The 24,272-nt window shown below is 62.6% G+C and carries 27 protein-coding genes, 3 tRNA genes and 1 pseudogene; 24 read left to right on the top strand and 7 right to left on the bottom strand.

Annotation, left to right across the window (positions count from 1 at the left end; genetic code table 11):
- Positions 1-2 precede the first annotated feature (2 nt).
- The 3 genes from hutG to hutI form a co-directional block, all read right to left on the bottom strand.
- Entirely contained in the window at positions 3-803 is an 801-nt protein-coding gene (gene hutG / locus MUO32_RS06250; protein ID WP_257947368.1) for an N-formylglutamate deformylase, read from the bottom strand.
- A 1-nt stretch (position 804) separates the two neighbouring features.
- Positions 805-2,340, bottom strand: coding sequence for a histidine ammonia-lyase (hutH, locus tag MUO32_RS06245; RefSeq protein WP_257947367.1), 1,536 nt, complete (start codon positions 2,338-2,340; stop codon positions 805-807).
- Positions 2,341-2,430: 90 nt separating this feature from the next.
- The gene (gene hutI / locus MUO32_RS06240; RefSeq protein WP_257947366.1) at positions 2,431-3,654 is read right to left on the bottom strand and encodes an imidazolonepropionase; all 1,224 of its coding nucleotides are present in this window, start codon (positions 3,652-3,654) and stop codon (positions 2,431-2,433) included.
- A gap of 115 nt (positions 3,655-3,769) precedes the next feature.
- Here hutI and MUO32_RS06235 point away from each other — a divergent pair, with 115 nt between their 5' ends.
- Positions 3,770-5,116, top strand: coding sequence for a formimidoylglutamate deiminase (locus MUO32_RS06235; RefSeq protein WP_257947365.1), 1,347 nt, complete (start codon positions 3,770-3,772; stop codon positions 5,114-5,116).
- Positions 5,117-5,135: 19 nt separating this feature from the next.
- Positions 5,136-5,942 (top strand): histidine utilization repressor, encoded by an 807-nt coding sequence (gene hutC, locus MUO32_RS06230; protein WP_257947364.1) that lies wholly within the window; start codon positions 5,136-5,138, stop codon positions 5,940-5,942.
- A gap of 2 nt (positions 5,943-5,944) precedes the next feature.
- On the opposite strand, the gene MUO32_RS06225 is transcribed toward hutC, so the two are convergent.
- Complete coding sequence (locus MUO32_RS06225) at positions 5,945-7,903, bottom strand: CHASE2 domain-containing protein (protein ID WP_257947363.1); 1,959 nt, start codon at positions 7,901-7,903, stop codon at positions 5,945-5,947.
- Between the two features lie 179 nt (positions 7,904-8,082).
- Between MUO32_RS06225 and MUO32_RS06220 the strand changes: the two are divergent.
- From MUO32_RS06220 to MUO32_RS06205, 4 genes and pseudogenes are all read left to right on the top strand, one after another.
- Positions 8,083-8,310 (top strand): annotated as a pseudogene (locus tag MUO32_RS06220) (hypothetical protein); the annotation flags it as partial.
- Between the two features lie 73 nt (positions 8,311-8,383).
- The gene (locus MUO32_RS06215) at positions 8,384-8,530 is read left to right on the top strand and encodes a hypothetical protein (RefSeq protein ID WP_257947362.1); all 147 of its coding nucleotides are present in this window, start codon (positions 8,384-8,386) and stop codon (positions 8,528-8,530) included.
- A 255-nt stretch (positions 8,531-8,785) separates the two neighbouring features.
- A complete protein-coding gene (locus MUO32_RS06210) occupies positions 8,786-9,052 on the top strand; it encodes a hypothetical protein (protein ID WP_257947361.1) in 267 nt (88 codons plus the stop codon).
- A 100-nt stretch (positions 9,053-9,152) separates the two neighbouring features.
- Positions 9,153-9,425, top strand: coding sequence for a hypothetical protein (locus MUO32_RS06205; protein WP_257947360.1), 273 nt, complete (start codon positions 9,153-9,155; stop codon positions 9,423-9,425).
- 125 nt (positions 9,426-9,550) lie between these two features.
- On the opposite strand, the gene MUO32_RS06200 is transcribed toward MUO32_RS06205, so the two are convergent.
- Positions 9,551-9,811, bottom strand: a complete 261-nt coding sequence (locus tag MUO32_RS06200) for a hypothetical protein (RefSeq protein ID WP_257947359.1) — start codon at positions 9,809-9,811, stop codon at positions 9,551-9,553.
- The gene (locus tag MUO32_RS06195) at positions 9,808-10,083 is read right to left on the bottom strand and encodes a hypothetical protein (protein WP_257947358.1); all 276 of its coding nucleotides are present in this window, start codon (positions 10,081-10,083) and stop codon (positions 9,808-9,810) included. Before MUO32_RS06195 ends, MUO32_RS06200 begins: the two co-directional genes overlap by 4 nt.
- A 300-nt stretch (positions 10,084-10,383) precedes the next feature.
- Between MUO32_RS06195 and MUO32_RS06190 the strand changes: the two genes are divergently transcribed.
- Positions 10,384-10,548, top strand: a complete 165-nt coding sequence (locus MUO32_RS06190) for a hypothetical protein (RefSeq protein WP_257947357.1) — start codon at positions 10,384-10,386, stop codon at positions 10,546-10,548.
- Between the two features lie 228 nt (positions 10,549-10,776).
- On the opposite strand, the gene MUO32_RS06185 is transcribed toward MUO32_RS06190, so the two are convergent.
- Positions 10,777-10,852, bottom strand: a tRNA-Val gene (locus MUO32_RS06185).
- 243 nt (positions 10,853-11,095) lie between these two features.
- On the opposite strand from MUO32_RS06185, the gene MUO32_RS06180 reads away from it, so the two are divergent.
- From MUO32_RS06180 to nuoK, 17 genes are all read left to right on the top strand, one after another.
- A tRNA-Asp gene (locus tag MUO32_RS06180) sits at positions 11,096-11,172 on the top strand.
- Between the two features lie 47 nt (positions 11,173-11,219).
- Positions 11,220-11,296, top strand: a tRNA-Asp gene (locus MUO32_RS06175).
- A 136-nt stretch (positions 11,297-11,432) separates the two neighbouring features.
- A complete protein-coding gene (locus tag MUO32_RS06170) occupies positions 11,433-12,320 on the top strand; it encodes a prohibitin family protein (protein WP_257947356.1) in 888 nt (295 codons plus the stop codon).
- Between the two features lie 289 nt (positions 12,321-12,609).
- Positions 12,610-12,975, top strand: a complete 366-nt coding sequence (locus MUO32_RS06165; RefSeq protein WP_257947355.1) for an NADH-quinone oxidoreductase subunit A — start codon at positions 12,610-12,612, stop codon at positions 12,973-12,975.
- Positions 12,966-13,547: an NADH-quinone oxidoreductase subunit B family protein gene (locus MUO32_RS06160; protein ID WP_257947354.1), complete on the top strand. Its 582-nt coding sequence runs from the start codon at positions 12,966-12,968 to the stop codon at positions 13,545-13,547. The genes MUO32_RS06165 and MUO32_RS06160 overlap by 10 nt, the downstream gene beginning before the upstream one ends.
- 18 nt (positions 13,548-13,565) lie before the next feature.
- Complete coding sequence (locus tag MUO32_RS06155) at positions 13,566-14,171, top strand: NADH-quinone oxidoreductase subunit C (RefSeq protein WP_257947353.1); 606 nt, start codon at positions 13,566-13,568, stop codon at positions 14,169-14,171.
- Between the two features lie 48 nt (positions 14,172-14,219).
- On the top strand, positions 14,220-15,410 hold the full coding sequence (locus MUO32_RS06150) for an NADH-quinone oxidoreductase subunit D (protein WP_257947352.1): 1,191 nt from the start codon (positions 14,220-14,222) through the stop codon (positions 15,408-15,410).
- Entirely contained in the window at positions 15,410-15,646 is a 237-nt protein-coding gene (locus MUO32_RS06145; protein WP_257947351.1) for a hypothetical protein, read from the top strand. Before MUO32_RS06150 ends, MUO32_RS06145 begins: the two co-directional genes overlap by 1 nt.
- A gap of 16 nt (positions 15,647-15,662) precedes the next feature.
- A complete protein-coding gene (locus tag MUO32_RS06140) occupies positions 15,663-16,796 on the top strand; it encodes an NADH-quinone oxidoreductase subunit E (RefSeq protein WP_257947350.1) in 1,134 nt (377 codons plus the stop codon).
- A 12-nt stretch (positions 16,797-16,808) separates the two neighbouring features.
- On the top strand, positions 16,809-17,435 hold the full coding sequence (locus MUO32_RS06135; protein ID WP_257947349.1) for a hypothetical protein: 627 nt from the start codon (positions 16,809-16,811) through the stop codon (positions 17,433-17,435).
- Between the two features lie 5 nt (positions 17,436-17,440).
- Complete coding sequence (gene nuoF, locus MUO32_RS06130; RefSeq protein WP_257947348.1) at positions 17,441-18,745, top strand: NADH-quinone oxidoreductase subunit NuoF; 1,305 nt, start codon at positions 17,441-17,443, stop codon at positions 18,743-18,745.
- A gap of 4 nt (positions 18,746-18,749) precedes the next feature.
- Positions 18,750-19,421: an NADH:ubiquinone oxidoreductase gene (locus MUO32_RS06125; RefSeq protein ID WP_257947347.1), complete on the top strand. Its 672-nt coding sequence runs from the start codon at positions 18,750-18,752 to the stop codon at positions 19,419-19,421.
- A gap of 118 nt (positions 19,422-19,539) precedes the next feature.
- Positions 19,540-21,618 (top strand): NADH-quinone oxidoreductase subunit NuoG, encoded by a 2,079-nt coding sequence (gene nuoG / locus MUO32_RS06120; RefSeq protein ID WP_257947346.1) that lies wholly within the window; start codon positions 19,540-19,542, stop codon positions 21,616-21,618.
- Between the two features lie 20 nt (positions 21,619-21,638).
- Positions 21,639-22,685 carry an NADH-quinone oxidoreductase subunit NuoH gene (gene nuoH, locus MUO32_RS06115; protein ID WP_257947345.1) on the top strand — a complete coding sequence of 349 codons (1,047 nt, stop codon included), beginning with the start codon at positions 21,639-21,641 and terminating at the stop codon, positions 22,683-22,685.
- A gap of 36 nt (positions 22,686-22,721) precedes the next feature.
- Positions 22,722-23,213, top strand: a complete 492-nt coding sequence (gene nuoI / locus MUO32_RS06110; RefSeq protein WP_257947344.1) for an NADH-quinone oxidoreductase subunit NuoI — start codon at positions 22,722-22,724, stop codon at positions 23,211-23,213.
- A gap of 104 nt (positions 23,214-23,317) precedes the next feature.
- On the top strand, positions 23,318-23,932 hold the full coding sequence (locus MUO32_RS06105; RefSeq protein ID WP_257947343.1) for an NADH-quinone oxidoreductase subunit J: 615 nt from the start codon (positions 23,318-23,320) through the stop codon (positions 23,930-23,932).
- A gap of 28 nt (positions 23,933-23,960) precedes the next feature.
- Complete coding sequence (gene nuoK, locus MUO32_RS06100) at positions 23,961-24,269, top strand: NADH-quinone oxidoreductase subunit NuoK (RefSeq protein ID WP_024270868.1); 309 nt, start codon at positions 23,961-23,963, stop codon at positions 24,267-24,269.
- Positions 24,270-24,272 lie beyond the last annotated feature (3 nt).

Below are 24,272 nucleotides of genomic sequence, written 5' to 3'. Positions count from 1 at the left end.
GATCAGCGTGGAAGGGTGGAGGCAAGCGCCTCGAGACGGTTCAGGATGTCTTTCAGGGGTATGCGGAGCCGTGCGGCCTTCTCCTCGTCGAGATCGAAGGGCGGGACTTCCGTGGTGAGATGGCTGACTTGCGCCAGTTCCATCTGGATGGCGTGCACGCCGGTTTCCGGCTTGCCGTAGTGGCGTGTCGTCCAGCCGCCCTTGAAGCGGCCGTTGAGGATGCTGGTATAGCCCTCAGCCGCGGCGCAGGCCTCGAACGTGGCCGCTTCGATGGCCTTGTCGCAGGTGCGCCCCATGTCGGTGCCGACGTTGAAATCCGGCAGCCGGCCTTCGAACAGGAAGGGGATCAGCGAGCGGATCGAGTGGCAATCATAGAGGATCGCCACGCCATGGATCGCCTTCACACGCTCGATTTCGGCGGCAAGGGCCGCGTGATAGGGCGCGTGGAAATTGGCCAGCCGATAGGCGATGTCCGCCTCGGTCGGTGTCGCGCCGTCCTTCCAGATCGCCTTGCCGTCGAAATCCGTCTCCGGAACGAGGCCCGTCGTGTTCTGGCCGGGATAGAGGCTGACGCCATCAGGATCGCGGTTGGCGTCGATGACATAGCGGTGGAACGTGGCGCGCACCGTCGTTACATCAGGCAGAAGACCGTCATAGAGACGCTCGATGTGCCAGTCCGTATCGGCGAGGATGCGACCGTTGTCGTTGAGGCGCTCCCAGATATCGGCAGGGACATCCGTGCCGGTATGCGGGAAGGCGAGGATGACGGGCGAGGTGCCCTGGTGGAGTTCGAACAGCGCCATCTTACGCCTCCAGCACCGGCAGGATGCCCTTCGTTACGGAAGCGGCGAGCGCGCCCGAGGAGACGAAGGTGCTGGCGGCGGCAAGATCCGGCGCCATGTAGCGGTCTTCCTCCAGCGTCGCCACGACGGTGCGCAGCGCGGCCACGACCTTCTGCAGCTCCGGGCTGGTGGTGAGCGGGGCACGGAAATCGATGCCTTGCGCGGCCGTCAACGCCTCGATGCCGATGATGGCGAACAGGTTTTCCGTCATGCGCAGCAGGCGGCGCGCACCATGGCAGGCCATGGAGACGTGGTCTTCCTGGTTGGCGGAGGTCGGCGTCGAGTCGACCGAAGCCGGATGCGCCATCTGCTTGTTTTCGCTCATCAGCGCGGCCGAGGTGACTTCCGCGATCATCAGGCCGGAGTTGAGGCCGGGCTTCTTGGCAAGGAAGGCCGGCAGGCCAAAGGACAGGGCGGGATCGACGAGCAGCGCGATGCGCCGCTGGGAAATCGCACCGATCTCGCAAACCGCAATGGCGATCTGGTCGGCGGCGAAGGCGACGGGCTCGGCGTGGAAGTTGCCACCGGAAACGACGCTGTTGTCCGACAGGACGAGCGGGTTGTCGGTCACGGCATTGGCTTCGATTTCAAGCGTGCGGGCGGCGGTGCGCAGGACATCGAGGCAGGCGCCGTCGACCTGCGGCTGGCAGCGGATGCAATAGGGATCCTGCACGCGCTCGTCGCCGGTGATGTGGCTTTCGCGGATGACGGAACCGGCAAGCAGGGCGCGCAGCGAGGCCGCCGCATCGATCTGGCCCTTGTGGCCGCGCAGCGTATGGATATCCGGATGGAAGGGCGCAGACGAGCCCATGGCCGCATCGGTGGAAAGTGCGCCAGTGGCGAGTGCTGCCTGGGCCGCACGGTGGGCGCGGAAGAGGCCGGCGAGCGCAAGGGCAGTCGAAACCTGCGTGCCATTGATGAGGGCAAGGCCTTCCTTGGCGGCGAGCACGACGGGCGCAAGACCCGCCTTGGCGAGCGCGTCACCGCCGCGCAGCCGTTCGCCGGCATAGAAGGCTTCGCCTTCACCCAGCATCACCGCCGTCATATGGGCGAGCGGCGCGAGGTCGCCGGAGGCGCCAACGGAACCTTGTTCCGGAATGACCGGGATGACGCCCTTTGCCTGCATGGCCTCGAGAAGCCGCACGATCTCGATGCGCACGCCGGAAGCGCCGCGGCCGAGCGAGATCAGCTTCAGAGCGATGATCAGACGCACGATGTTTTCGGCAAGCGGTTTGCCGACGCCGCAGCAATGCGACAGGATCAGGTTGCGCTGGAGCGTCGCCACGTCGGCGGAAGCGATCTTGATCGAGGCGAGTTTACCGAAGCCGGTATTGATGCCGTAGACCGGTTCGTCGCCGGCGGCGATTTCCGCGATGCGGGCGGCAGCCTTCTGGATGCCGGCATCGAAGGACGCGTCGAGCTTGGTCGCCTCTCCGGTCCAGTAGATGGTTTCAAGGGTCTTGAGAGGTACGGAGCCCGGGTGAAGGGTGATCGTCATGATTGATTTCCCGATGCAGCACGCGGCTGCGCAAAGATCGAATTCGAGCACATCCGGCAAAGCGCGTCGTGGCTTTGCGGCGGGACGTGTTCAGTGTCCGCTGCGGATACGGGCAAACATGGGGTTGAAGCCCATGCGATAGACCAGTTCCGCCGGCCGGCCGATGTCCCAGAGGACGAAATCGGCCCATTTTCCGGCTTCGAGCGTCCCCACTTCATCGACCAGGCCCAGCGCGCGCGCAGCCTCGCGCGTCGTGCCCGCAATGCATTCCTCGACGGTCATGCCGAAGAGGGTTGCAGCCATGTTCATGGTCAGAAGCAGAGAGGTGAGCGGCGAGGTGCCGGGATTGCTATCCGTAGCAACGGCCATTTTCACGCCGTGCTTGCGGAAGAGTTCGACCGGCGGCTTTTTCGTCTCGCGGATGAAATAGAAGGCGCCTGGCAGGATGACGGCGACGGTGCCGGCCTTGGCCATGGCGGCCGCGCCTGCATCGTCGGTATATTCGAGGTGGTCGGCCGACAGTGCGCCATAAGAGGCGGCAAGTGCTGCGCCGTGCAGATTGGAAAGCTGGTCGGCATGAAGCTTCACTGGCAGGCCATGCGCCTTGGCGGCGTCAAAGACCCTTGCCATCTCGTCGGTAGAAAAGGCGATGCCCTCGCAGAACCCGTCGACGGCATCGGCAAGCCCCTCGGCCGCGATGGCCGGCAGCATCTCGTTCACAACTTTTTCGATGTAGGCGGTCTTGTCGCCGTTCATTTCCGGCGGCAGCGCATGGGCGCCGAGGAAGGTGGTGCGCACGGTGACGTCACGCTCTTCGCCGACGCGGCGGGCGGCGCGCAGCGACTTCATCTCGTTTTCGGTGTCGAGGCCGTAGCCGGATTTCAGCTCCACGGTCGTCACGCCCTCGGCGATCAGCGCATCGAGGCGGGGCAGGGTCTGGCGCACGAGGTCGTCTTCGCTTGCCGCACGCAGCGCCTTGACGGACGAAACAATACCGCCGCCAGCCCGCGCGATCTCTTCATAGGAGGCGCCGGCAAGGCGAAGCTCGAATTCGTGGGCGCGATCGCCGGCGTGCACGAGATGGGTGTGGCAATCGACCAGACCGGGCGTGATCCAGCGGCCTTCGCAATCTATGCTTTCGGCAGCGGAAAATTCAGACGGCAGATCGGCTTCAGGGCCGGCATAGGCAATGCGGCCATCAACGACGGCAATGGCGCCATCTTCAACGATACCGAGGCCGGGCAGGCTCTCCTTGAGCGTCGCGAGCCGTGCATTGCGCCAGACGCGGGCTGTGTCCTTTTCCGTTGCCGTCATGGTGATTGCCTCTTCCCTGTGATGGATATAATGTATATACATAATCGCAACGGACGCAAGCGCCAATTTGCCGGGCCGGCGTCGGCAGGTACAAACGGGATGGGAGAAACGGGCAATGACCGTCATTCATGCAAGACAGGCGCTGCTTACCGATGGCTGGGCGCAGGACGTGCGAATCGGTGTCGAGGGCGGCCGCGTCACGTCGCTGGAATCCGGTGCCGCCGCAGCGGCGGGCGATGAGCGCCATGACACGATCGTCGCCGGCATGCCCAATCTGCATAGCCACGCCTTCCAGCGCGGCATGGCGGGTCTTGCGGAGATGCGCGGGCCGGGCAGCGACTCGTTCTGGAGCTGGCGCAACGTCATGTACCGCTTCGCGCTCTCCATGACGCCGGACGATGTGGAAGCCGTTGCCGGCCAGCTCTATGTGGAGATGCTGGAGGCCGGCTTCACCCGCGTCGGCGAGTTCCACTATCTGCACCACGACAAGGATGGCGGCCACTACGCCGATATCGCCGAGATGGCCACCCGCATCGCGTCCGCTGCGTCGGCGACCGGCATCGCGCTGACGCTGCTGCCCGTCTTCTACGCCCATGCCGGCTTCGGCGGCACCGCGCCGGGCGAGGGGCAGCGACGCTTCATCAACGACCGTGATTCCTATGCCCGCCTGCTGGAACGTTGCCGTGCGCTGACCGATGCGCTGCCGGCAGGCATCACCGGCGTTGCCCCGCATAGCCTGCGCGCCGTGACACCGGACGAGCTTTCCGCCGTCGTGGCGATGGCCGGGGACAAGCCGATCCACATCCACATTTCCGAGCAGGTGAAGGAAGTGGAAGACAGCATCGCCTGGTCCGGGCGCCGCCCGGTGGAATGGCTGCTCGACAACCAGAAGGTCGATGGCCGCTGGTGCTTCATCCACGCGACGCACATGACGGAAGCCGAAACGCGCGGCATGGCGGAAACCGGCGCCATTGCCGGCCTCTGCCCGATCACCGAAGCCAATCTCGGCGACGGCACGTTCCCCGCGCCGGAATTCTTCGCCGCCGGCGGCCGTTACGGCGTCGGCTCGGATTCCAACGTGTTGATCGGCCTGCCGGATGAGTTGCGCCAGCTCGAATATTCGCAGCGCCTGCTTCACCGCGCCCGCAACGTGCTGGCCGCGCCCGGTGGCTCGACGGGCCGCGCGCTCTTCGATGGCGCGCTTGTCGGTGGTGCGGTGGCACTTGGCACGGTGGCGGGCATCACGGCCGGCAATGCGGCCGACTTCGTCAGCGTCAAAACCCGCCACGGCCTCGATCTTTCCGGGGATATGCTGCTCGACGGCTGGATCTTTGCGAATGGTGCGCAGGTCGATTGTGTTTGGGTGAGCGGCCGCAAGCAGGTCGAAGGCGGCCGGCATGTGGCGCGTGAGGCGATCGGCCGGCGCTTCACCGAAACGATGCGGGCGCTTGCCGAGGCTTGAGCCTCCCTCGAAAGACGGTATGACTTTTCCACCGGGCGATTCCGCGCCCGGCAAGCCGGAGGCGAGCATTTCCACCGAAGAGGACAAAAACGCGGTCGAGGCCAAAGAGCCCTCGCTGCACCGCCGCATCCTGGAGGACGTGGAGGGCAGGATCCTTTCGGGCGAATGGCCGCCGGGCCACCGCATTCCCTTCGAGCACGAACTGACAGAGCAGTATCAATGTTCGCGCATGACGGTGAACAAGGCCATCACCGAGCTCGTCAAGCGCGGCCTCATCGAGCGCCGTCGCAAATCCGGCAGCTACGTGACACATCCGCACGCCCAGTCCGCCGTGCTGGAAATTCATGACATCCGTCTCGAAGTCGAATCGCTCGGGCTGCGCTATCGCTATGAACGGCGCACGCGTCTCGACCGTGCGGCGAAGGCGGCGGACCGGCGCCTGATGGAACTCGCCGATTCGGCGCGGCTGACGGACATTTCGGTTCTTCATTTCGCAGGCGCCCAGCCGTTCTGCCTGGAGGAGCGTCTGATCAATCTCGCGGCGGTGCCGGAAGCCGTGGACGAATCATTCGACGATCTTTCCCCCGGCGCATGGCTGATGAGCCGCGTGCCCTGGAGTGCCGCCGAGCACCGCATCCGCGCGGTCGGTGCCGATGCCCGAACCGCTGAATTTCTGGCGATCGCGCCTGGCACGCCCTGCCTCGTCGTCGAACGCCGCACCTGGAGCGGCGGCGTCTACATCACCCATGTGCGGCTGACCTATCCCGGCGAGAAACACGAACTCGTTGCCGAGTTCGCCCCGAACCATCCCAAGCAGTCTGCCTGACGTCACGCGCCGCCGGCAAACTGTTCAGCCCTGATCGTTTCGTAGTATGGGGCAAGCGTCGGGCTGGCCTGGGACAAGGTCTCGAAAGCCGGGTCATCCGCCGTCAGGTGGCCGGCATATTTATCCTCGATGAAACGGGCATGCGTGGTTTTCGCCGCCTCGGGCAGGCTGCGGATAGCCGTAAAGACCGGCGCCGCGCTGGCGCGTCCCTTCACGGTGATCCGGTCGAGTTCGAGAACGGCAAAGTGCGGTGCCGCGAGGCTTGCCGTGCGTTCGCCGATAAGGAGTGGCACACCATAGGCTTTCGACGCGCCTTCAAGGCGCGAGGCGAGGTTCACCGCGTCCCCGAGCACGGAATAGTCGAAGCGCTGCGACGAGCCCATGTTGCCGACCACGCAATCACCCGTGTTGATGCCGATGCCGATGCGCAGCGCATGATAAGGCGCACCGCCGGCCACCGCTTCCGCGCGAAGCTCGGCGTTGAGTGCCGTCATCGCCTCCAGCATGTCGAGCGCTGCCGCGACGGCGTGCTGGGCGTGCTCACCATCGTCGAGCGGTGCGTTCCAGAAGGCCATCAGGCAGTCGCCGATATATTTGTCGATCGTCCCGCCATGTTTCAGCACGATGTCGGACAGCGGTGTCAGCAGCCGGTTGATCAGCGTCGTCAGCTGCTCCGGATCGTCCTTCAGGGCTTCGGCGATGGTGGTGAAGCCACGCACATCGCAAAAAAGAATGGAGAGTGTGCGCCGCTCGCCACCGAGCTTCAGCTGCGAGGGATCGCGCGCCAGCCGCTCGACGAGGGCCGGCGAAAGATATTGCGAGAAGGCGCGCACGATTTCGCGCCGCCGCCGGCGCTCCTCCGCATAGTCGAAGGCTGTCTGGCCCACGGCGACGAAGAGCAGTGCGAGCGTGGGGCCGACAGGTGAAACGAAAAGATTGGCTTCCCGGATCAGCACGAAGCTGAGAAAGCCGATGAGCAGCGTGGCAAAGAGGCTGAGTGCGGCCGTTTCCCAGCGCGTCGCGCGGCGCACGAAGACGGCCGACAACAGGGCGGCGAGCGCGATGGCGCCAAGGGCGAGAGGCGCGCCGGCCTGCCGGATGGCGGCACCCGCCGTCAGGTTGTCGAAGATCGTTGCCTGAATTTCCGCCCCCGGCACCAGCCGGCCGGTATGCACGGTATAGGAGGTCGCGAAGGCATCCGCGCCCCCCGAATTGATGACGGGTGCGTTTTGCAGGCTGAGGCCGACGATCACCACCCGACCTTTGAACATATCCTTCGGCAGCATGTTGTCCGGATCGAGCGCCTGGTAATAGGAGACGGTCGGATAGCTGCGCGCAGGGCCGAAGGATTGTAGCAGTTTGCCATCCGGAGAAATGGTCTTGCGACCGGCAACGCGGGCAAGCGACATCGCAAAGCCGTCCTCGTAGCGCGGCAATTCGCGGAAAACCCCATCGCCGCCGAGCGAGATCGAGGCAATGCCCGTCACGGCGCCCGCTGCGGTGAAGGCGGGAAGCGGCGTGGTGCGCAGCAGCTGGTCGGCCTGCGGCGTGACGATCATGCTCTCGTCTCCCGCCAGCACGACATCCGGGCCGAGTGCCTTGGCCAGGGCCGCGTCGGAAGCGGGGTTGGAGGGTTCGGCGAAGATGATGTCGAGGCCGATGGCGGTGGCGCCGGCCGCGCGCAGGTTTTCGATCAGCCGGGCATGCAGCTCGCGCGGCCAGGGCCACTGCGCGTTGATCTCGGCAAGGGACGGCTCGTCGATTGCCACAATGATCGGGCTGTCCTGCGGCGGGCTTGGTGCATCGAGCGTCGAGAGATAGTCGAAGGCGCGCAGATCCGCGAGCGACCAGCCGGGAAGCCGCGCCAGCGCCGCGACGAGCGCTATGACCGCGAAGGTGAGCATTGCCAGCCGCCGCGAGCGCCGCGACCAGCAGCCGGGATGGCGAGCGGCAAGGTTCATGCGGAGCTCCCGGCCGGGAGGGGCAGGGCGGCGGCTCGTGGCCGGTCGGGCGGGGGCGGGAGGTTGTACATGCCGCCAGCACTCGCCATCCCCCCGGAAAAGTCAAGCACCCCGCATTTGCGGCGTTGTTTTCCGGGATGCATCGTTGTCACGGTGTGCATGGGGCGAAGGACAGGGACATGGCAAAACCCGATGAACGCGCGGCAATCCTGAAACCGGCGCTCGACGGTGCCGAGGGTATCGCGCTCGAGCATTTCGCTCACATCCGCCGCGTCAAGGATGTCTTCTATGACCAGGTGAAACTTTCAGACCAGAAGGCCGCCTCTATCTTCACCTTCACGCTGGCGCTGCTGGTGACCTCCACGGAAAGCCGCGCCGTCTTCACCTGGTCGCGCTATGTCGAGGGGGATTGGACATCACGTTCAGCGAGGCGCCTAAGCGCATAGGGATGGTGCTGATCGGGAAGGGGTGAGGATGTGGATGATCCTACATCGAATCGAGGAAATCCGGCAGTCTGTCGCCCTGGACGTGAAACACGTCGTCGAAATGGGCGCGCTGCTGGCAGAAGATGCCATCATGCTTGCCCAGAAGGAAATCGCAACGGCCGCGCAGGGAGGGGAAACCTGACCTTCGATGAAGTTCATACCGTCAATAGGGACCTGCACGCGCTTCTCACATGCGTCTATGAGGTTTCGACCGATATCCAAGTAGGTCCGGCCGATTGGAAGCAGGGACGCCTATGCTGACCGCCTCAATCAACCGGGAAACGCCGAATTCGTTTCCCACATCGCCGGAATGGGCGTACCTTTGAGCATCGTCAGCTATCCCATGGCACGCTGAGACAGAGAGTACTCCGCGCTCCCGCCCAAAGGAGTGCAGGCTATGCCTAGATATTTCTTCCACGTACTCGATGGGCGCGCAGCAATCGACGTTAACGGTCTTTTCCTCGCTAATGAAAATCAAGCTCGGGTTGAAGCGCTTCGCGGCGCAGGGGAAATGCTTGCCGACGATGACATGAACGTTTGGCTTGGCAACGAGTGGATGATGGCTGTCACCGACGCGACGGGGAGCATTCTGTTCAAATTGAGGTTTGCAGTGGAGTTCCCAAGGCCACCCACGGCAACAGTTTCGCAAGGCCACCTCGCTTGAGAGTTCACCATCAGCCCGAGGCGTAAAGTCGGGGTGTGTTCGACGACTGTCTGCTCGCTTGCACACATCGTCTGAGATCAGCGACAGATAGGATAGCAGAATGCGTACCTACATGATTTGCTACGATAATCAGAACGACGAAACCGACGCATTCGGCGAGCAAATGCGCCAATGGAAGTGTGTGCAGCCCTCCGCGTCACTTTGGTTTGGCAGTTTGACCAACAATGCCCTGGCTGTTCGCGAAATTCTCAGGTCCCTAGTTCGCGCCAATGAGGCGCTCTTCATTTGCGAGATCAAGCCGTCCAGCGATTGGGCAACCTTGCAAATGCATTCCACCTTGTCCGAATGGGTGCGCGCGAACATCGGGCCTTGAGGACAAGTTGCGGGTATTGCAATCTTGCCAATGGAGAACTGGCGGGCATCGTTTTTCGCCTTCCGCCGTAGAAGGCCATCGAGATCATAAATCGCGGTTCCCTCGATCCGCGCACGCCGGATGTTTTAAGAAGCTGCATCCAATGCCAAAGCCCGATAAATCTCTTCGTGCGAAACAGGAAGATACTGTTGCTTGACGGCGACAACCGAAATCGCGGGGATTTCAAGGTGGGTGGCGACCCGTCTGTAGGCGGGAATGCTAAGGCCCTCGATCAGCTCATGGTCGCTGACCAAGCGATAAGACCCCGCTTCCAGTGGCTCGGCCAAAGACTCCAGCTTAAAGGAATGGGCAAAATTCAGCGTCGTTTCTGTAGTCCTGGTTTTCATGACGGTAAGCCTTGAATGGCGAACCGGGGGAGGATTGGCACGAACAGTTCCAATTCCCTGTCTGGGCGCCCATAGCTGTTGGAAAGGTGCCGTTCCAATGCGGCAGGTGAACTCTCCCCAGCACGCACTTTCTCGACAAGCATCGCGGTTGCGGTATCCGCCCGAAACTCTCCGTTGACGGGAGAGCCGGAGCCATAGCCTGCGCGAAACAGGACTGAGCGGATCGTCGTCATATCACTGATGGAAATTGCAGGTTGGGAATCGGAAGACATGCAGTCCTCCTCTCATTTGGGGCTAGGGTAACCAACCCTCAAACAGCAGCGCCCGTACAGATGGCTGCCGAAGGAATCAGCTTGCGCGCCCATCACCGCATTAGCAAGGATTCAAATAAGGTCATTTGAAGCCCGCCCGAGATCGATGCCGCCGTGCATCAGCGGCTCGGCGCGCTTGATGCAAAGATGGACCGCGTTCCGGCCGATCAGGATCAGGCGCGGGCCGATCGCAAGCGGTAGTACTCCAAGCTGGAGAACCTGGAGCGCCTGCTTGATGATGTTGACAGGAAGTCGGAAGACTTGAAAAGCCAGCTCGCCCAGGTGAAGACGACGACCGCTGAAATCGACCGGTGGAAGGAGCGCTTCCTTGATATGCGGATACTGATCGTATTCGTGGCTTCGGCTTTCGGCGTGTCGGCGGCGAGCGTTGGAAAATGGATAGCCATCGAGCTTGGATGGGGTTGATCACCACGACCCCATCTACGTGCCGAAGTAGATGACGGCGCCGACCGGAGGGCTGATGAAGCTTGCTTGGTGGCCTAACCGGTCCAAGCTGCACCCCGGCGCCTAAAAAGGTGAGGGGAGCGAGTTCTTCAATGAAATCAATGGGCGCCACGAGGGGGGAGGTGAAGGGTTTAGAAACCCCAGAAAAGCAAAAAGCCCTGCGAAAACAGGGCTTTGCAAGAAAAAGCTTGGTGGGCGATGACGGACTCGAACCGCCGACATCCTCGGTGTAAACGAGGCGCTCTACCAACTGAGCTAATCGCCCGCCGCGTTGGTGGCTGTGATCTATGCGGAACCGGATCGAACCGCAAGAGGCAATTGCGAAGTTTTTTGCATTTTTTTGAACGACCCCATGGAGATGCGGAAGGGTGTGGAAACATTTTGCACCGCGTCATTCTTTTGTCTTGAAACCTGCTTGACACCCAAACACGAACCCCGTAGTTAGCCGCTCATCGAACGGCTCAGGCCGCTCGGGACGGGTGGTTTCCATCCGGTCGCTTTCGAGGATGCGGGTGTAGCTCAGTTGGTTAGAGTGCCGGCCTGTCACGCCGGAGGTCGCGGGTTCGAGCCCCGTCACTCGCGCCACTCGAAAGGCCGGACGATCATTCGGGACCGCAAGGTCAACAAGATGCGCGGGTGTAGCTCAGTCGGTTAGAGTGCCGGCCTGTCACGCCGGAGGTCGCGGGTTCGAGCCCCGTCACTCGCGCCATTCTTTCTTCTCCTCCAAGCGATTACTGGTTTTTCCTCATGTAACGCTTCATGCGCGGATTTTCGCGCTTCCCGCCGAATGTTTAAGGCCCTTCCTCCGTCTTCGTATTGCTTGCCTGGCCGAAGAGGGAATTCGCATGCGTTACGTCACCATCGCTCTATCCTGTTTTGCCGCGCTCATCGCGCTCAGTATTCTCTTTGGTTCGTGGTTCACCATCGATCAGGGCGAGCGCGGCGTGATTCTGCGCTATGGCGCCGTCGCGGGCACGGCGGATCCAGGATTGGGCTTCAAGCTGCCGCTGATTGATTCGGTCGTGCGAATCTCCGTTCAGTCCAAAGCCGTCGTCTATGAAAAGATGGAGGCCTATAGCCGTGACCAGCAGCCGGCCGATATCCGTCTTTCCGTGAACTATCGAATCCCCGCCGATCGGGTCGAGACCGTCTATGCCAATTACGGCGGCGAGGACGGCCTGATGTCGCGCCTCATAGAGCGCAAGGTCTTCGAGGAGACGAAGACGGTGTTCGGCCGGTTCAATGCGGTGACGGCGATCCAGGAGCGCGGGCGCCTGAATTCGGAGGTCGCGGCGGCGATCCAGGAGGGTATTTCCGGCCCGGTGCTGATCGACAGCGTGCAGATCGAGAATATCGACTTTTCCGAAGCCTATGAGGCGAGCATCGAGCAGCGCATGCTGGCCGAAGTCGAGGTGCAGCGGCTGCGCCAGAATGCCGAGCGTGAAAAGGTGCAGGCGGAAATCACGGTGACGCAGGCGCGCGCCCAGGCCGACGCCCGACGGGCGGAAGCCCAGGCGCAGGCCGATGCGGTACGCCTTGCGGCGCAGGCTGAGTCGGAGGCGATCAAGCTTCGGGGCGAGGCGGAAGCCGAGGCGATCAAGGCGCGCGGCGATGCGTTGAAGGACAATCCCGGTCTCGTCTCGCTCACCCAGGCTGAAAAATGGGATGGACAGCTGCCGCGCACCATGCTGCCCGGCGGCTCCGTTCCGATGCTCAATCTCAACGCAAACTAGCCCGGCATGCCGCTCGTACGGGGCTTTTCGTTCGCACCTGCGGCGAAACGTCCCGTATGCGGGCCCTTATAGGGGCCCTTGTGAAATCGTAACGATTTAAATGGCCTCGCCGCCAGCCATTCGAGGCGGCCGGGAAAAGAACACAATGATTGCGGCGAAAGCCGGACAAAGCCTTGCGCAGACACGCTCGCTGCGCTAACGACATGGCGTTGCAACATACTTTCTCGGCTTGCAGGTCTTCGACCAACAGGCGTCTCTCCGGCGCCACCAGCAGGCAGGATGGACGCCAATGACTGAACTTCTCGGTTCCTATATTCCGATCGCCATCTTCATCGGTATCGCGCTTGTAATCGGCATTGCCCTGCTGGTTGCGCCGTTTGCCGTCGCGCACAAAGCTCCCGATTCGGAAAAGCTTTCCGCTTACGAGTGCGGCTTCAACGCTTTTGACGATGCGCGCATGAAATTCGACATCCGCTTTTATCTGGTGTCGATCCTTTTCATCATCTTCGACCTCGAAGTGGCCTTCCTCTTCCCGTGGGCGGTGTCCTTCGGTGAGTTGGGCTGGTTTGGCTTCTGGTCTATGATGGTCTTCCTCGGTGTCCTGACCATCGGCTTTATCTACGAATGGAAGAAGGGGGCGCTCGAATGGGAGTAGCTCATACAAGCGACACGCTCGTTGCCCAGCAGCCGAAGGGGATCATCGATCCCAATACCGGCAAGCCTATCGGCAGCAACGACGCCTATTTCGGTGAGATCAACAACGAGCTCGCCGACAAGGGTTTTCTGGTCACGTCGACGGACGAACTCATCACCTGGGCCCGTACCGGCTCGCTGATGTGGATGACCTTCGGTCTCGCCTGCTGCGCCGTCGAGATGATGCAGCTTTCGATGCCGCGCTACGACGTCGAGCGCTTCGGCTTTGCGCCGCGCGCCTCGCCGCGCCAGTCCGACGTGATGATCGTCGCCGGCACGCTGACCAACAAGATGGCCCCCGCACTCCGCAAGGTCTACGACCAGATGCCGGAACCGCGCTACGTCATCTCGATGGGCTCCTGCGCCAATGGCGGCGGCTACTATCACTATTCCTACTCGGTGGTGCGCGGCTGTGACCGCGTGGTGCCGGTCGACATCTATGTACCAGGCTGTCCTCCCACGGCGGAAGCGCTCCTCTATGGTGTGCTCCTGCTGCAGAAGAAGATCCGCCGGACCGGTACGATCGAACGTTAAGGGCAGGGGACTTTACACATGAGCGAAGCCCTCCAGGAGCTCTCCTCCTATATCGGCGAAGCGGCAGGTCATCTCGTCGCTTCCGCCGACATCGCCTATGGCGAACTTACCCTGAAGACGGATGCTGCACGCATCCTCGATCTTCTGACGTTCCTGCGCGATGACGTGCAGTGCGGCTTCATCAATTTCATCGACATCTGCGGTGTCGACTGGCCGGCTCGCGCCGAGCGCTTCGACGTGGTCTACCACCTCCTGTCGCCGCGCCAGAACCAGCGCATCCGCATCAAGGTCGCGACCGGCGAGGATGCCCCTGTTCCCTCGGCTTTCTCGGTCTATCCCGGGGCCGACTGGTTCGAGCGCGAAGCCTACGACATGTACGGCATCCTCTTCACCGGCCATCCGGACCTGCGCCGCATCCTCACCGACTACGGTTTCGAGGGGCATCCGCTGCGCAAGGATTTTCCGACGACCGGCTTCGTGGAAGTGCGCTATGACGACGAGGTCAAGCGCGTCGTGTATGAGCCCGTCGAACTGAAGCAGGAATTCCGCAACTTCGACTTCCTCTCTCCCTGGGAAGGCACCGACTATGTGCTGCCGGGCGACGAGAAGGCGAAGACGAACTGATTTTGGGTCGGGCGACCCGCTAGGGCGCCGGCCTCTGGAGCAAGCGGCATGAACGAGCACAACGTTCGAAATTTCAATATCAACTTCGGCCCGCAGCACCCTGCGGCGCACGGGGTTCTCCGTCTGGTGCTGGAACTGGATGGTGAAATCGTCGAGCGTGTCGACCCGCATATCGGCCTGCTGCATCGCGGCACCGAGAAGCTGATCGAGACGAAGACCTATCTTCAGGCCGTGCCCTATTTCGACCGCCTCGACTACGTGGCGCCGATGAATCAGGAACATGCCTTCGCGCTCGCCGTCGAAAAGCTGACGGGCACGGAAGTGCCGATCCGCGGCCAGCTGATCCGCGTGCTCTATTCCGAAATCGGCCGCATCCTGTCGCATCTCCTCAACGTCACGACCCAGGCCATGGACGTCGGCGCGCTGACGCCGCCGCTCTGGGGCTTCGAGGAGCGTGAAAAGCTGATGGTGTTCTATGAGCGGGCCTGCGGCGCGCGCATGCACTCGGCCTATATCCGTCCGGGCGGCGTCCACCAGGACCTGCCGCACGAGCTGGTGGAAGACATCGGCAAGTGGATCGACCCGTTCCTGAAGACCGTCGACGATATCGACGAGCTGCTCACCGGCAACCGCATCTTCAAGCAGCGCAACGTCGATATCGGCGTGGTGAAGCTGGAAGACTGCTGGGCCTGGGGTTTTTCGGGTGTCATGGTGCGCGGTTCGGGCGCTGCCTGGGACCTGCGCCGCTCGCAGCCCTATGAGTGCTATTCCGACCTCGACTTCGATATCCCGATCGGCAAGAACGGCGACTGCTACGACCGTTACGTCATCCGCATGATCGAGATGCGCGAATCGGCCAAGATCATGCGCCAGTGCGTCAACCGCCTGCTCGGCGACGCCAAGGTCGGTCCGGTCTCCTCGATCGACGGCAAGATGGTTCCGCCGAAGCGTGGCCAGATGAAGCGGTCGATGGAAGCGCTCATCCATCATTTCAAGCTCTACACGGAAGGCTACCACGTGCCGGCCGGCGAAGTGTACGCGGCTGTCGAAGCGCCGAAGGGCGAGTTCGGCGTGTATGTCGTCGCCGACGGCACCAACAAGCCCTATCGCTGCAAGATCCGCGCGCCGGGTTATGCCCACCTGCAGGCCATGGATTTCATCTGTCGCGGTCATCAGCTCGCCGACGTCTCGGCGATCCTCGGTTCCCTCGACATCGTGTTCGGCGAGGTTGACCGCTGATGCCGAAAGCCGCCTTCGCCGCCATCGTTCTTCTCGCTGCCACCGCTGCCCACGCGCAGGAAGTGGACGTGAGCAGTGCTGCCAAGACGATGGGCCAGCTCGTGAGCGAAGGCTACGAAATCAAGGCGGCGGCGCCGAATGGCAGCCGTTATGTCGTATTCATGCAGAATGACCAGTCGGCCTATGCCTGCGAGTTCGTCAACACGACGACGACGCAGTGCAGGTCGATCAACTGAGACAAGGCGTTACAGAATGTCCGTTCGTCGACTAGCCGATGACAATGTCCAGCCCGCCAGCTTCGCCTTTTCCAAGGAGAACGCAGCCTGGGCGAAGGCAACCATCAACAAGTATCCGAAGGGTCGTCAGCAGTCGGCCGTGATCCCGCTTCTGATGCGGGCTCAGGAGCAGGACGGCTGGGTCACCAAGGCTGCCATCGAATCCGTCGCCGACATGCTGGATATGGCCTATATCCGCGTGCTCGAGGTCGCGACCTTCTACACGCAGTTTCAGCTCCTGCCGATCGGTACGCGCGCGCATATCCAGGTCTGCGGCACCACGCCCTGCATGCTGCGCGGCGCGGAAGACCTGATCAACGTCTGCAAGAAGCGCATCCATGCCGAGCCCTTCCATCGCAACGAGAGCGGTACGCTCTCGTGGGAAGAGGTCGAGTGTCAGGGCGCCTGCGTGAACGCTCCGATGATCATGATCTTCAAGGACAGCTTCGAAGACCTGACGCCGACGCAGCTTGAGCACATCATCGACCGCTTCGATGCCGGCAAAGGCGCGACCGTCGAGCCCGGTCCGCAGATCGACCGTATCACCTCCGCGCCGGCCGGTGGCCTCACCAGCCTCAACGAGCCGGAACCGGCTGCCAAGAAGGCGCCGACCCGCGCCAAGACGGTGGACGGGGACAGCGTCATCGTTCCCCCGTCGAACGCCGCCAAGCCGACGACCGACGCCGTGGAAACCGATCCCAAGCTGAAGACGCCGGCAAATGCCAAGGCGGAGGCGGCCGCGAACACCAAGGTCAAGGGCGACGCGCGCGCCGAAGGCGGCGATGAGGCTGCGAAGCAGCCGGCTGCACTCGTCGGCAAGCCGTCGCTGGAAGACAAGAACCGTCCAGCCGGCATCGCGCGGCCCGAAACACCGGACGACCTGGAGCTCATCTCCGGCGTCGGCCCGAAGATCGGTGGTATCCTGCACGAACTCGGCATCTTCACCTTCGCGCAAGTCGCCGGGTGGAAGAAGGCCGAGCGCGAATGGGTCGACGGCTACCTGAACTTCAAGGGCCGCATCGAGCGCGACGACTGGGTCAAGCAGGCCAAGGCGCTCGCCAAGGGTGGCGAAGCGGAATACATCCGCGTCTTCGGCAAGAAGCCGCGATAAGGCAGGAAAACGATGGCGACATTCGGCAAGAAGGGCACGGAGACCGGTGTTGGGGGTAAAACCCCGACGGCGTCCGTACGCTTGTCGAACGCTGACGGTCCCCACAAGGTTTCGGGCGACCGGAGCCGGGTCATGGTGCGTGCCGATGAGCCGCGCGAGGCCAACCCGACGGTCGTCCTGATCGAGAAGCACTGGCCGAAGGCGGTGGGCGTCGGGATGGCGCTGTTCGCCGCCTATTTCAACGTGGTGATGAGCGGCAGGACGGATCCGTTCTCCGTCGTCTTCGCCTCGTTGCTGGCCGGCCTTTTCTTCTACTGGGTGGCCAACAAGTTTCGCAAATCGCTGGACGACCTTCATGCCGTCCGCACCAATCCGTTGAAGTCGCCGGCCTATCTCGCAGGCGCGCTTGTCGGGTTCGGTTACTTTGTCTATTCGACGTTCCTGGCGCCTTCCGAGGTCCTGGGAGTGGAAGTCGGTGAGCAGACCGCGTTCAAGGACGGGCTGCAGACGACCGACATGGGCGCCGTCGCGCTGCTGCTGCTGAAGGCGGCGGGCAGCGCTGTTGCCGGCGGCGTAGCATTTCAATTCATTGCGAAGCGCTTTTTCGGCGCTGGCAATGCCACGGAAAATGGCGGGTAAGAACCATGCTTAAGGACCAGGATCGTATCTTCACCAATATCTACGGCACCAAGGACAAGTCGCTGAAAGGCGCCATGGCCCGGGGGCATTGGGATGGCACGAAGCAGCTGCTCGAAAAGGGCCGCGACTGGATCGTCAACGAGGTCAAGGCGTCGGGCCTGCGCGGCCGCGGCGGTGCCGGCTTCCCGACGGGTCTCAAGTGGTCCTTCATGCCGAAGGAATCCGACGGCCGTCCGCACTATCTCGTCGTCAATGCCGACGAATCCGAACCCGGCACCTGCAAGGACCGCGACATTCTGCGCCACGATCCGCATACGCTGATCGAAGGCTGCGTCATCGCCTCCTTCGCCATGGGCGCCCATGCGGCCTATATCTATGTGCGCGGCGAGTTCATCCGCGAGCGCGAGGCACTGCAGGCGGCGATCGACGAGTGCTATGACGCCGGCCTGCTCGGCAAGAACAACAAGCTCGGCTACGACATCGACATCTATGTCCACCACGGCGCCGGCGCCTATATCTGCGGTGAAGAAACCGCGCTGCTCGAGAGCCTTGAGGGCAAGAAGGGCCAGCCGCGCCTGAAGCCGCCGTTCCCGGCGAACATGGGTCTCTATGGCTGCCCGACGACCGTCAACAACGTCGAATCGATCGCCGTGACGCCGACGATCCTGCGCCGTGGCGCCGGCTGGTTCTCCTCGTTCGGCCGCCCGAACAATGTCGGCACCAAGCTGTTCATGATGTCCGGCCACGTCAACACGCCCTGCACGATCGAAGAGAGCATGAGCATCTCCTTCAAGGAGATGGTCGAAAAGCACGGCGGCGGCATTCGCGGCGGCTGGGACAACCTGCTCGCCGTCATCCCCGGCGGCGCATCCTGCCCGGTCGTCAAGGCCGAGGACATGATGAACGTCACGCTCGATTTCGACGGCCTGCGCGAGGTCAAGTCCTCGTTCGGCACCGGCGGCATGATCATCATGGATCGCTCAACCGACATCATCAAGGCAATCTGGCGCATCTCGGCTTTCTTCAAGCATGAGAGCTGCGGCCAGTGCACGCCGTGCCGCGAAGGCACCGGCTGGATGATGCGCGTCATGCAGCGCATGGTCACGGGCAATGCGCAGAAGCGTGAAATCGACATGCTGTTCGACGTCACCAAGCAGATCGAGGGACACACGATCTGCGCCCTCGGTGATGCGGCCGCCTGGCCGATCCAGGGCCTCATTCGCAACTTCCGCCCCGAAATCGAGGCGCGTATCGACCAGTACACCGCCAACGCCATGGATCATGGCGCGGTGCTGGAAGCAGCGGAGTAAGACGATGACGAAGCCGGCAGGACAGGATGCGAATGCGACCAACGTCCCGCCGGCTGAAGCCTCCGGCGCAGACCCGTTCGGGTTCTCGCCGTGGCTGAAGCAAATGCCAGATGTGTCGCGGCATCCGCTGATGGCAAATCCGGTGACGGCGATCGCGGCGACGACCGCGCTCGGTTTCAGCATTGCGGGCCAGATGGCAACGATGATGCTGGGCGTGATGCAGAGCGCGGCCGAGCAAACCCGGGCGGCGCTGGACGAAGCGGCTGAACAGGCTGCAAAGGCGCAAGCCGAAGAGGCAAAGGTCGAGACCGTCAAGGCGAAGCCGGAGCTTAGGGTGGTTCCGAATGAGCCGGTGGCCAAGGCTGAAACGCCGGTTGCCGAGCAGAGGGTGAAGGTGGCGCGGGATAAAAACGCGACGCCGAAGACCGCGGATGCCAAGCCAGTGCGCAAGGCGCCGGCGAAGGCCGCAAAAACCGACGACCTGAAAGTGATTTCAGGCATCGGGCCGAAGCTGGAGCAGGTGCTGAACGGCATGGGCTTCAAGCGCTACGCCGACATCGCGGCCCTCGCGGCTTCGGATGTGGCAAGGATCGAAGCCGAACTCGGGTTCAGCGGGCGCATAGCCCGCGATGGCTGGGTAGAGCAGGCAAAGACGCTGGTGAAGGGCAGGGGCTAGGTCCCACCGAAACCGGCAGTAGGAACTAAGGCGGATGGGAAGGGCGCGAGCCCTGAGCGGACGCCGGAGAAAAGGCGCTGGCGAGACACGGTCTTCGTGTCAAAGCGGGAATTGAGATATGGCAAAGCTGAAAGTCGACGGAAAAGAAATCGAAGTCCCGGATCACTTCACGCTGCTTCAGGCGTGCGAGGAGGCGGGCGCCGAGGTTCCGCGCTTCTGTTTCCACGAGCGGCTGTCGGTTGCCGGCAACTGCCGCATGTGCCTCGTCGAGGTGAAGGGTGGCCCGCCGAAGCCGGCGGCCTCCTGCGCCATGGGCGTGCGCGACTTGCGCCCCGGCCCGAATGGCGAAGCGCCGGAAGTCTTCACGACCACGCCGATGGTCAAGAAGGCGCGCGAAGGCGTGATGGAATTCCTGCTCATCAACCACCCGCTGGATTGCCCGATCTGCGACCAGGGCGGCGAATGCGACCTGCAGGACCAGGCGATGGCCTTCGGCATCGACAGTTCGCGCTACTCCGAGAACAAGCGTGCGGTCGAGGACAAGTATATCGGCCCGCTCGTCAAGACGATCATGAACCGCTGCATCCACTGCACGCGCTGCGTTCGTTTCACGACGGAAGTGGCAGGGATCACCGAGCTTGGCCTGATCGGCCGCGGTGAGGATGCCGAGATCACCACCTATCTCGAACAGGCGATGACCTCGGAGCTTCAGGGCAACGTGGTCGACCTCTGCCCGGTCGGCGCACTGACCTCCAAGCCCTTCGCCTTCACGGCCCGTCCGTGGGAACTGAGCAAAACAGAATCGATCGACGTCATGGACGCCGTCGGCTCGGCCATCCGCGTCGATACGCGCGGCCGCGAAGTCATGCGCATCCTGCCGCGCATCAACGAAGAGATCAACGAAGAGTGGATCTCCGACAAGACCCGCTTCATCTGGGATGGCCTGAAGACCCAGCGCCTCGACCGCCCCTATGTCCGCAAGGACGGCCGCCTGCAGCCTGCCTCGTGGGCTGACGCCTTCGGCGCCATCAAGGCCGCCGTTGCCGGCACGTCGGGCGACCGCATCGGCGCGATTGCCGGCGACCTCGCTTCCGTCGAAGAAATGTTCGCGCTGCGCGAACTGATGGCTTCGCTCGGTTCGAAGAACATCGACTGCCGCCAGGATGGCTCGGCTCTCGACCCGTCCTTCGGCCGCGCCAGCTACCTGTTCAACCCGACCATCGAAGGCATCGAGCAGGCGGACGCGCTGCTCATCGTCGGCGCCAACCCGCGCCTCGAGGCCGCCGTGCTCAATGCCCGCATCCGCAAGCGCTGGCGCATGGACAACTTCCCGATCGGTGTGATCGGCGAGCAGGCCGAGCTGCGCTACGGCTACGACTATCTCGGCGCCGGTACGGACACGCTTTCCGGCCTCCTCGACGGTTCGGTCAAGTTCGCCGCCAAGCTGAAGAAGGCCGAACGTCCGATGATCATCGTCGGTCAGGGCGCGCTGTCGCGTGCTGACGGTCTGGCGGTTCTCGCGGCTGTCACGGCGCTCGCAGAAAAAGTCGGTGCGGTGAAGGCGGACTGGAACGGCCTTGCCGTTCTGCACACCGCGGCGTCCCGCGTCGGCGGTCTCGACCTCGGCTTTGTGCCGGGCGAGGGTGGCAAGAACGCCGCCGAGATGCTCTCGGGCACGGACGTTCTGTTCCTGCTCGGCGCCGACGAGATGGATTTCGCCAAGAAATCCGCCTTCACGGTCTATATCGGCTCGCATGGCGACAACGCGGCGCATGTCGCCGACGTCATCCTGCCGGGTGCGACCTACACCGAAAAGTCGGGCACCTGGGTCAACACCGAAGGCCGCGTCCAGATGGGCAACCGCGCCGGCTTCGCGCCGGGTGACGCCCGCGAGGACTGGGCGATCCTGCGCGCACTCTCCGACGTGCTCGGAAGCAAGCTGCCGTTCGATTCGCTTCTCCAGCTGCGCGCAAAACTCTATGCCGCACACCCGCATTTCGCCCGGATCGACGAGATCGCGGCCGGCGAAATCGCTGATCTTTCCGCACTTGCGAAAAAAGGCGGGACGATGGCGAATTCCGGGTTTGCGTCTCCGATCAAAGACTTCTATTTGACGAACCCGATAGCGCGCGCCTCCGCGGTCATGGCCGAGTGCTCGGCGCTTGCCCGCAACAATTTCAAAGCCGCGGCGGAATGAGCGCGAAGGAATAAGACGTTATGGACGCTTTCATTTCGACCTACGTTTGGCCCGGCCTGATCATGGTGGCGCAGTCGCTGCTGCTCCTGGTCGCGCTTCTGGTCTTCATCGCCTACGTGCTCCTCGCCGACCGCAAGATCTGGGCGGCCGTTCAGCTGCGTCGTGGCCCGAACGTCGTCGGCCCCTGGGGTCTGTTCCAGTCCTTCGCCGACCTTTTGAAGTTCGTCTTCAAGGAACCGGTCATCCCGGCGACCGCCAACAAGGTGATCTTCCTTCTGGCCCCGCTCGTCTCCGTGACGCTGGCGCTCGCCACCTGGGCGGTCGTGCCGCTCAACAATGGCTGGGTCATCGCCAACATTAATGTCGGCATCCTCTATATCTTCGCGATCTCCTCGCTCGAAGTCTATGGCATCATCATGGGCGGCTGGGCTTCGAACTCGAAGTATCCGTTCCTCGGCGCGCTGCGTTCGGCCGCGCAGATGGTCTCCTATGAAGTGTCGATCGGCTTCGTCATCGTCACGGTTCTGCTTTGCGTCGGCTCGCTGAACCTGACCGATATCGTGATGTCGCAGAGCGACGGCCTCGGCACGCGCATCGGCCTGCCGCCATCCTTCCTCGACTGGCATTGGCTGTCTCTGTTCCCGATGTTCGTCATCTTCTTCATCTCGGCGCTGGCCGAGACGAACCGCCCGCCCTTCGATCTTCCGGAAGCCGAATCCGAACTGGTGGCCGGCTTCATGGTCGAGTACGGCTCCACCCCGTACATGATGTTCATGCTCGGCGAATATGCCGCCATCTGCCTGATGTGCGCGCTGACGACGATTCTCTTCCTCGGCGGCTGGCTGCCTCCGGTCGACGTCTGGTTCCTCAACTGGGTTCCCGGCATCATCTGGTTCGTGCTCAAGGCCTCCTTCGTCTTCTTCATGTTCGCGATGGTGAAGGCTTTCGTGCCGCGCTACCGCTACGACCAGCTCATGCGTCTTGGCTGGAAGGTTTTCCTTCCGATCTCGCTCGCCATGGTGGTCATCGTTGCATTCGTGCTGAAGCTCACGGGCTGGTCCGCATGAGGACCATCCTGACCCTCAGCAGCATTGGAGCTTGAAATGGCTGGTCTCTCACAAGCCGTAAACTCGCTGTTCCTCAAGGAATTCGTTGGCGCATTCTTCCTGTCGATGCGCTACTTCTTCCGCCCCAAGGCGACGGTGAACTATCCCTTCGAAAAGGGCCCGGTCTCTCCGCGCTTCCGCGGCGAGCATGCGCTGCGCCGTTACCCGAACGGTGAAGAGCGCTGCATCGCCTGCAAGCTGTGCGAAGCGATCTGTCCTGCCCAGGCCATCACCATCGAAGCCGGCCCGCGCCGCAACGACGGCACACGCCGCACGGTGCGTTACGATATCGACATGGTGAAGTGCATCTATTGCGGCTTCTGCCAGGAAGCGTGCCCGGTCGACGCCATCGTCGAGGGGCCGAATTTCGAATTCTCGACCGAGACGCGCGAAGAGCTCTACTACGACAAGCAGAAGCTTCTCGAAAACGGCGATCGCTGGGAACGGGAAATCGCCCGCAACATCGCTATGGACTCGCCTTACCGCTGATCGCAGCGAAAAGGCATAATGAACGTGAAGTGCCTGACGAGACGGTTCGTCAGGCTTCGACGGGGAAGGGGGACCTTCTCCGGGGAAGACGAAAAGGCACCAAAATGGGTCTGCAGGCTCTATTCTTCTATCTGTTCGCCTTCGTGGCGGTGGCGTCCGCCTTCATGGTGATCGCGTCGAGGAACCCGGTTTATTCCGTGCTGTTCCTTATCCTCACCTTCTTCAACGCGGCGGGCCTGTTCCTTTTGACGGGCGCCGAGTTCCTGGCGATGATCCTGCTGGTCGTCTATGTCGGCGCGGTTGCGGTTCTCTTCCTCTTCGTCGTCATGATGCTCGACATCGACTTCGCCGAATTGCGGTCCGGTGCGCTCGAATACGCCCCGGTCGGCGCGCTGATCGGCATCATCCTGGCGATCGAGCTGGTCGTCGTCGTCGGTGGCTCGACGCTCTCGCCGGAGATCGCCGCCAATGCCTCGATGCCGATCCCGCCGATCGCGGAGCGCCAGAACACCGCCGCCCTCGGCGACGTGCTCTATACGCACTACGTCTATTACTTCCAGATTGCCGGCCTCGTGCTGCTCGTCGCCATGATCGGCGCGATCGTGCTGACGCTGCGTCACAAGCCACATATCAAGCGCCAGAACATCCCGCAGCAGGTTGCCCGTACGCCGGAAACCGCCGTCGAGGTGGTCAAGGTGAAGCCCGGCCAGGGCATCTGAGGCAGCGCGGGACCAAGGATAAAGAAAAATGGAAATCGGTATTTCCCACTATCTCACCGTCAGCGCCATCCTGTTCACCCTCGGCGTTTTCGGTATCTTCCTGAACCGGAAGAACGTCATCGTCATCCTGATGTCGATCGAGCTGATCCTCTTGTCGGTCAACATCAACATGGTCGCGTTCTCGCACTTCCTGAACGACATCGTCGGCCAGGTCTTCGCGCTGTTCATTCTGACCGTCGCGGCTGCGGAAGCGGCCATCGGTCTTGCAATTCTCGTCGTCTTCTACCGCAACCGCGGTTCGATCGCCGTCGAAGACGTCAATATGATGAAGGGTTGATCG

The sequence above is a fragment of the Shinella sp. CPCC 101442 genome (genome assembly GCF_024704725.1).
In the GTDB taxonomy this organism is placed as follows: domain Bacteria; phylum Pseudomonadota; class Alphaproteobacteria; order Rhizobiales; family Rhizobiaceae; genus Shinella.
Note: the sequence above shows the minus strand (reverse complement) of the source record. Positions and strands in the feature narration are given on the sequence as shown.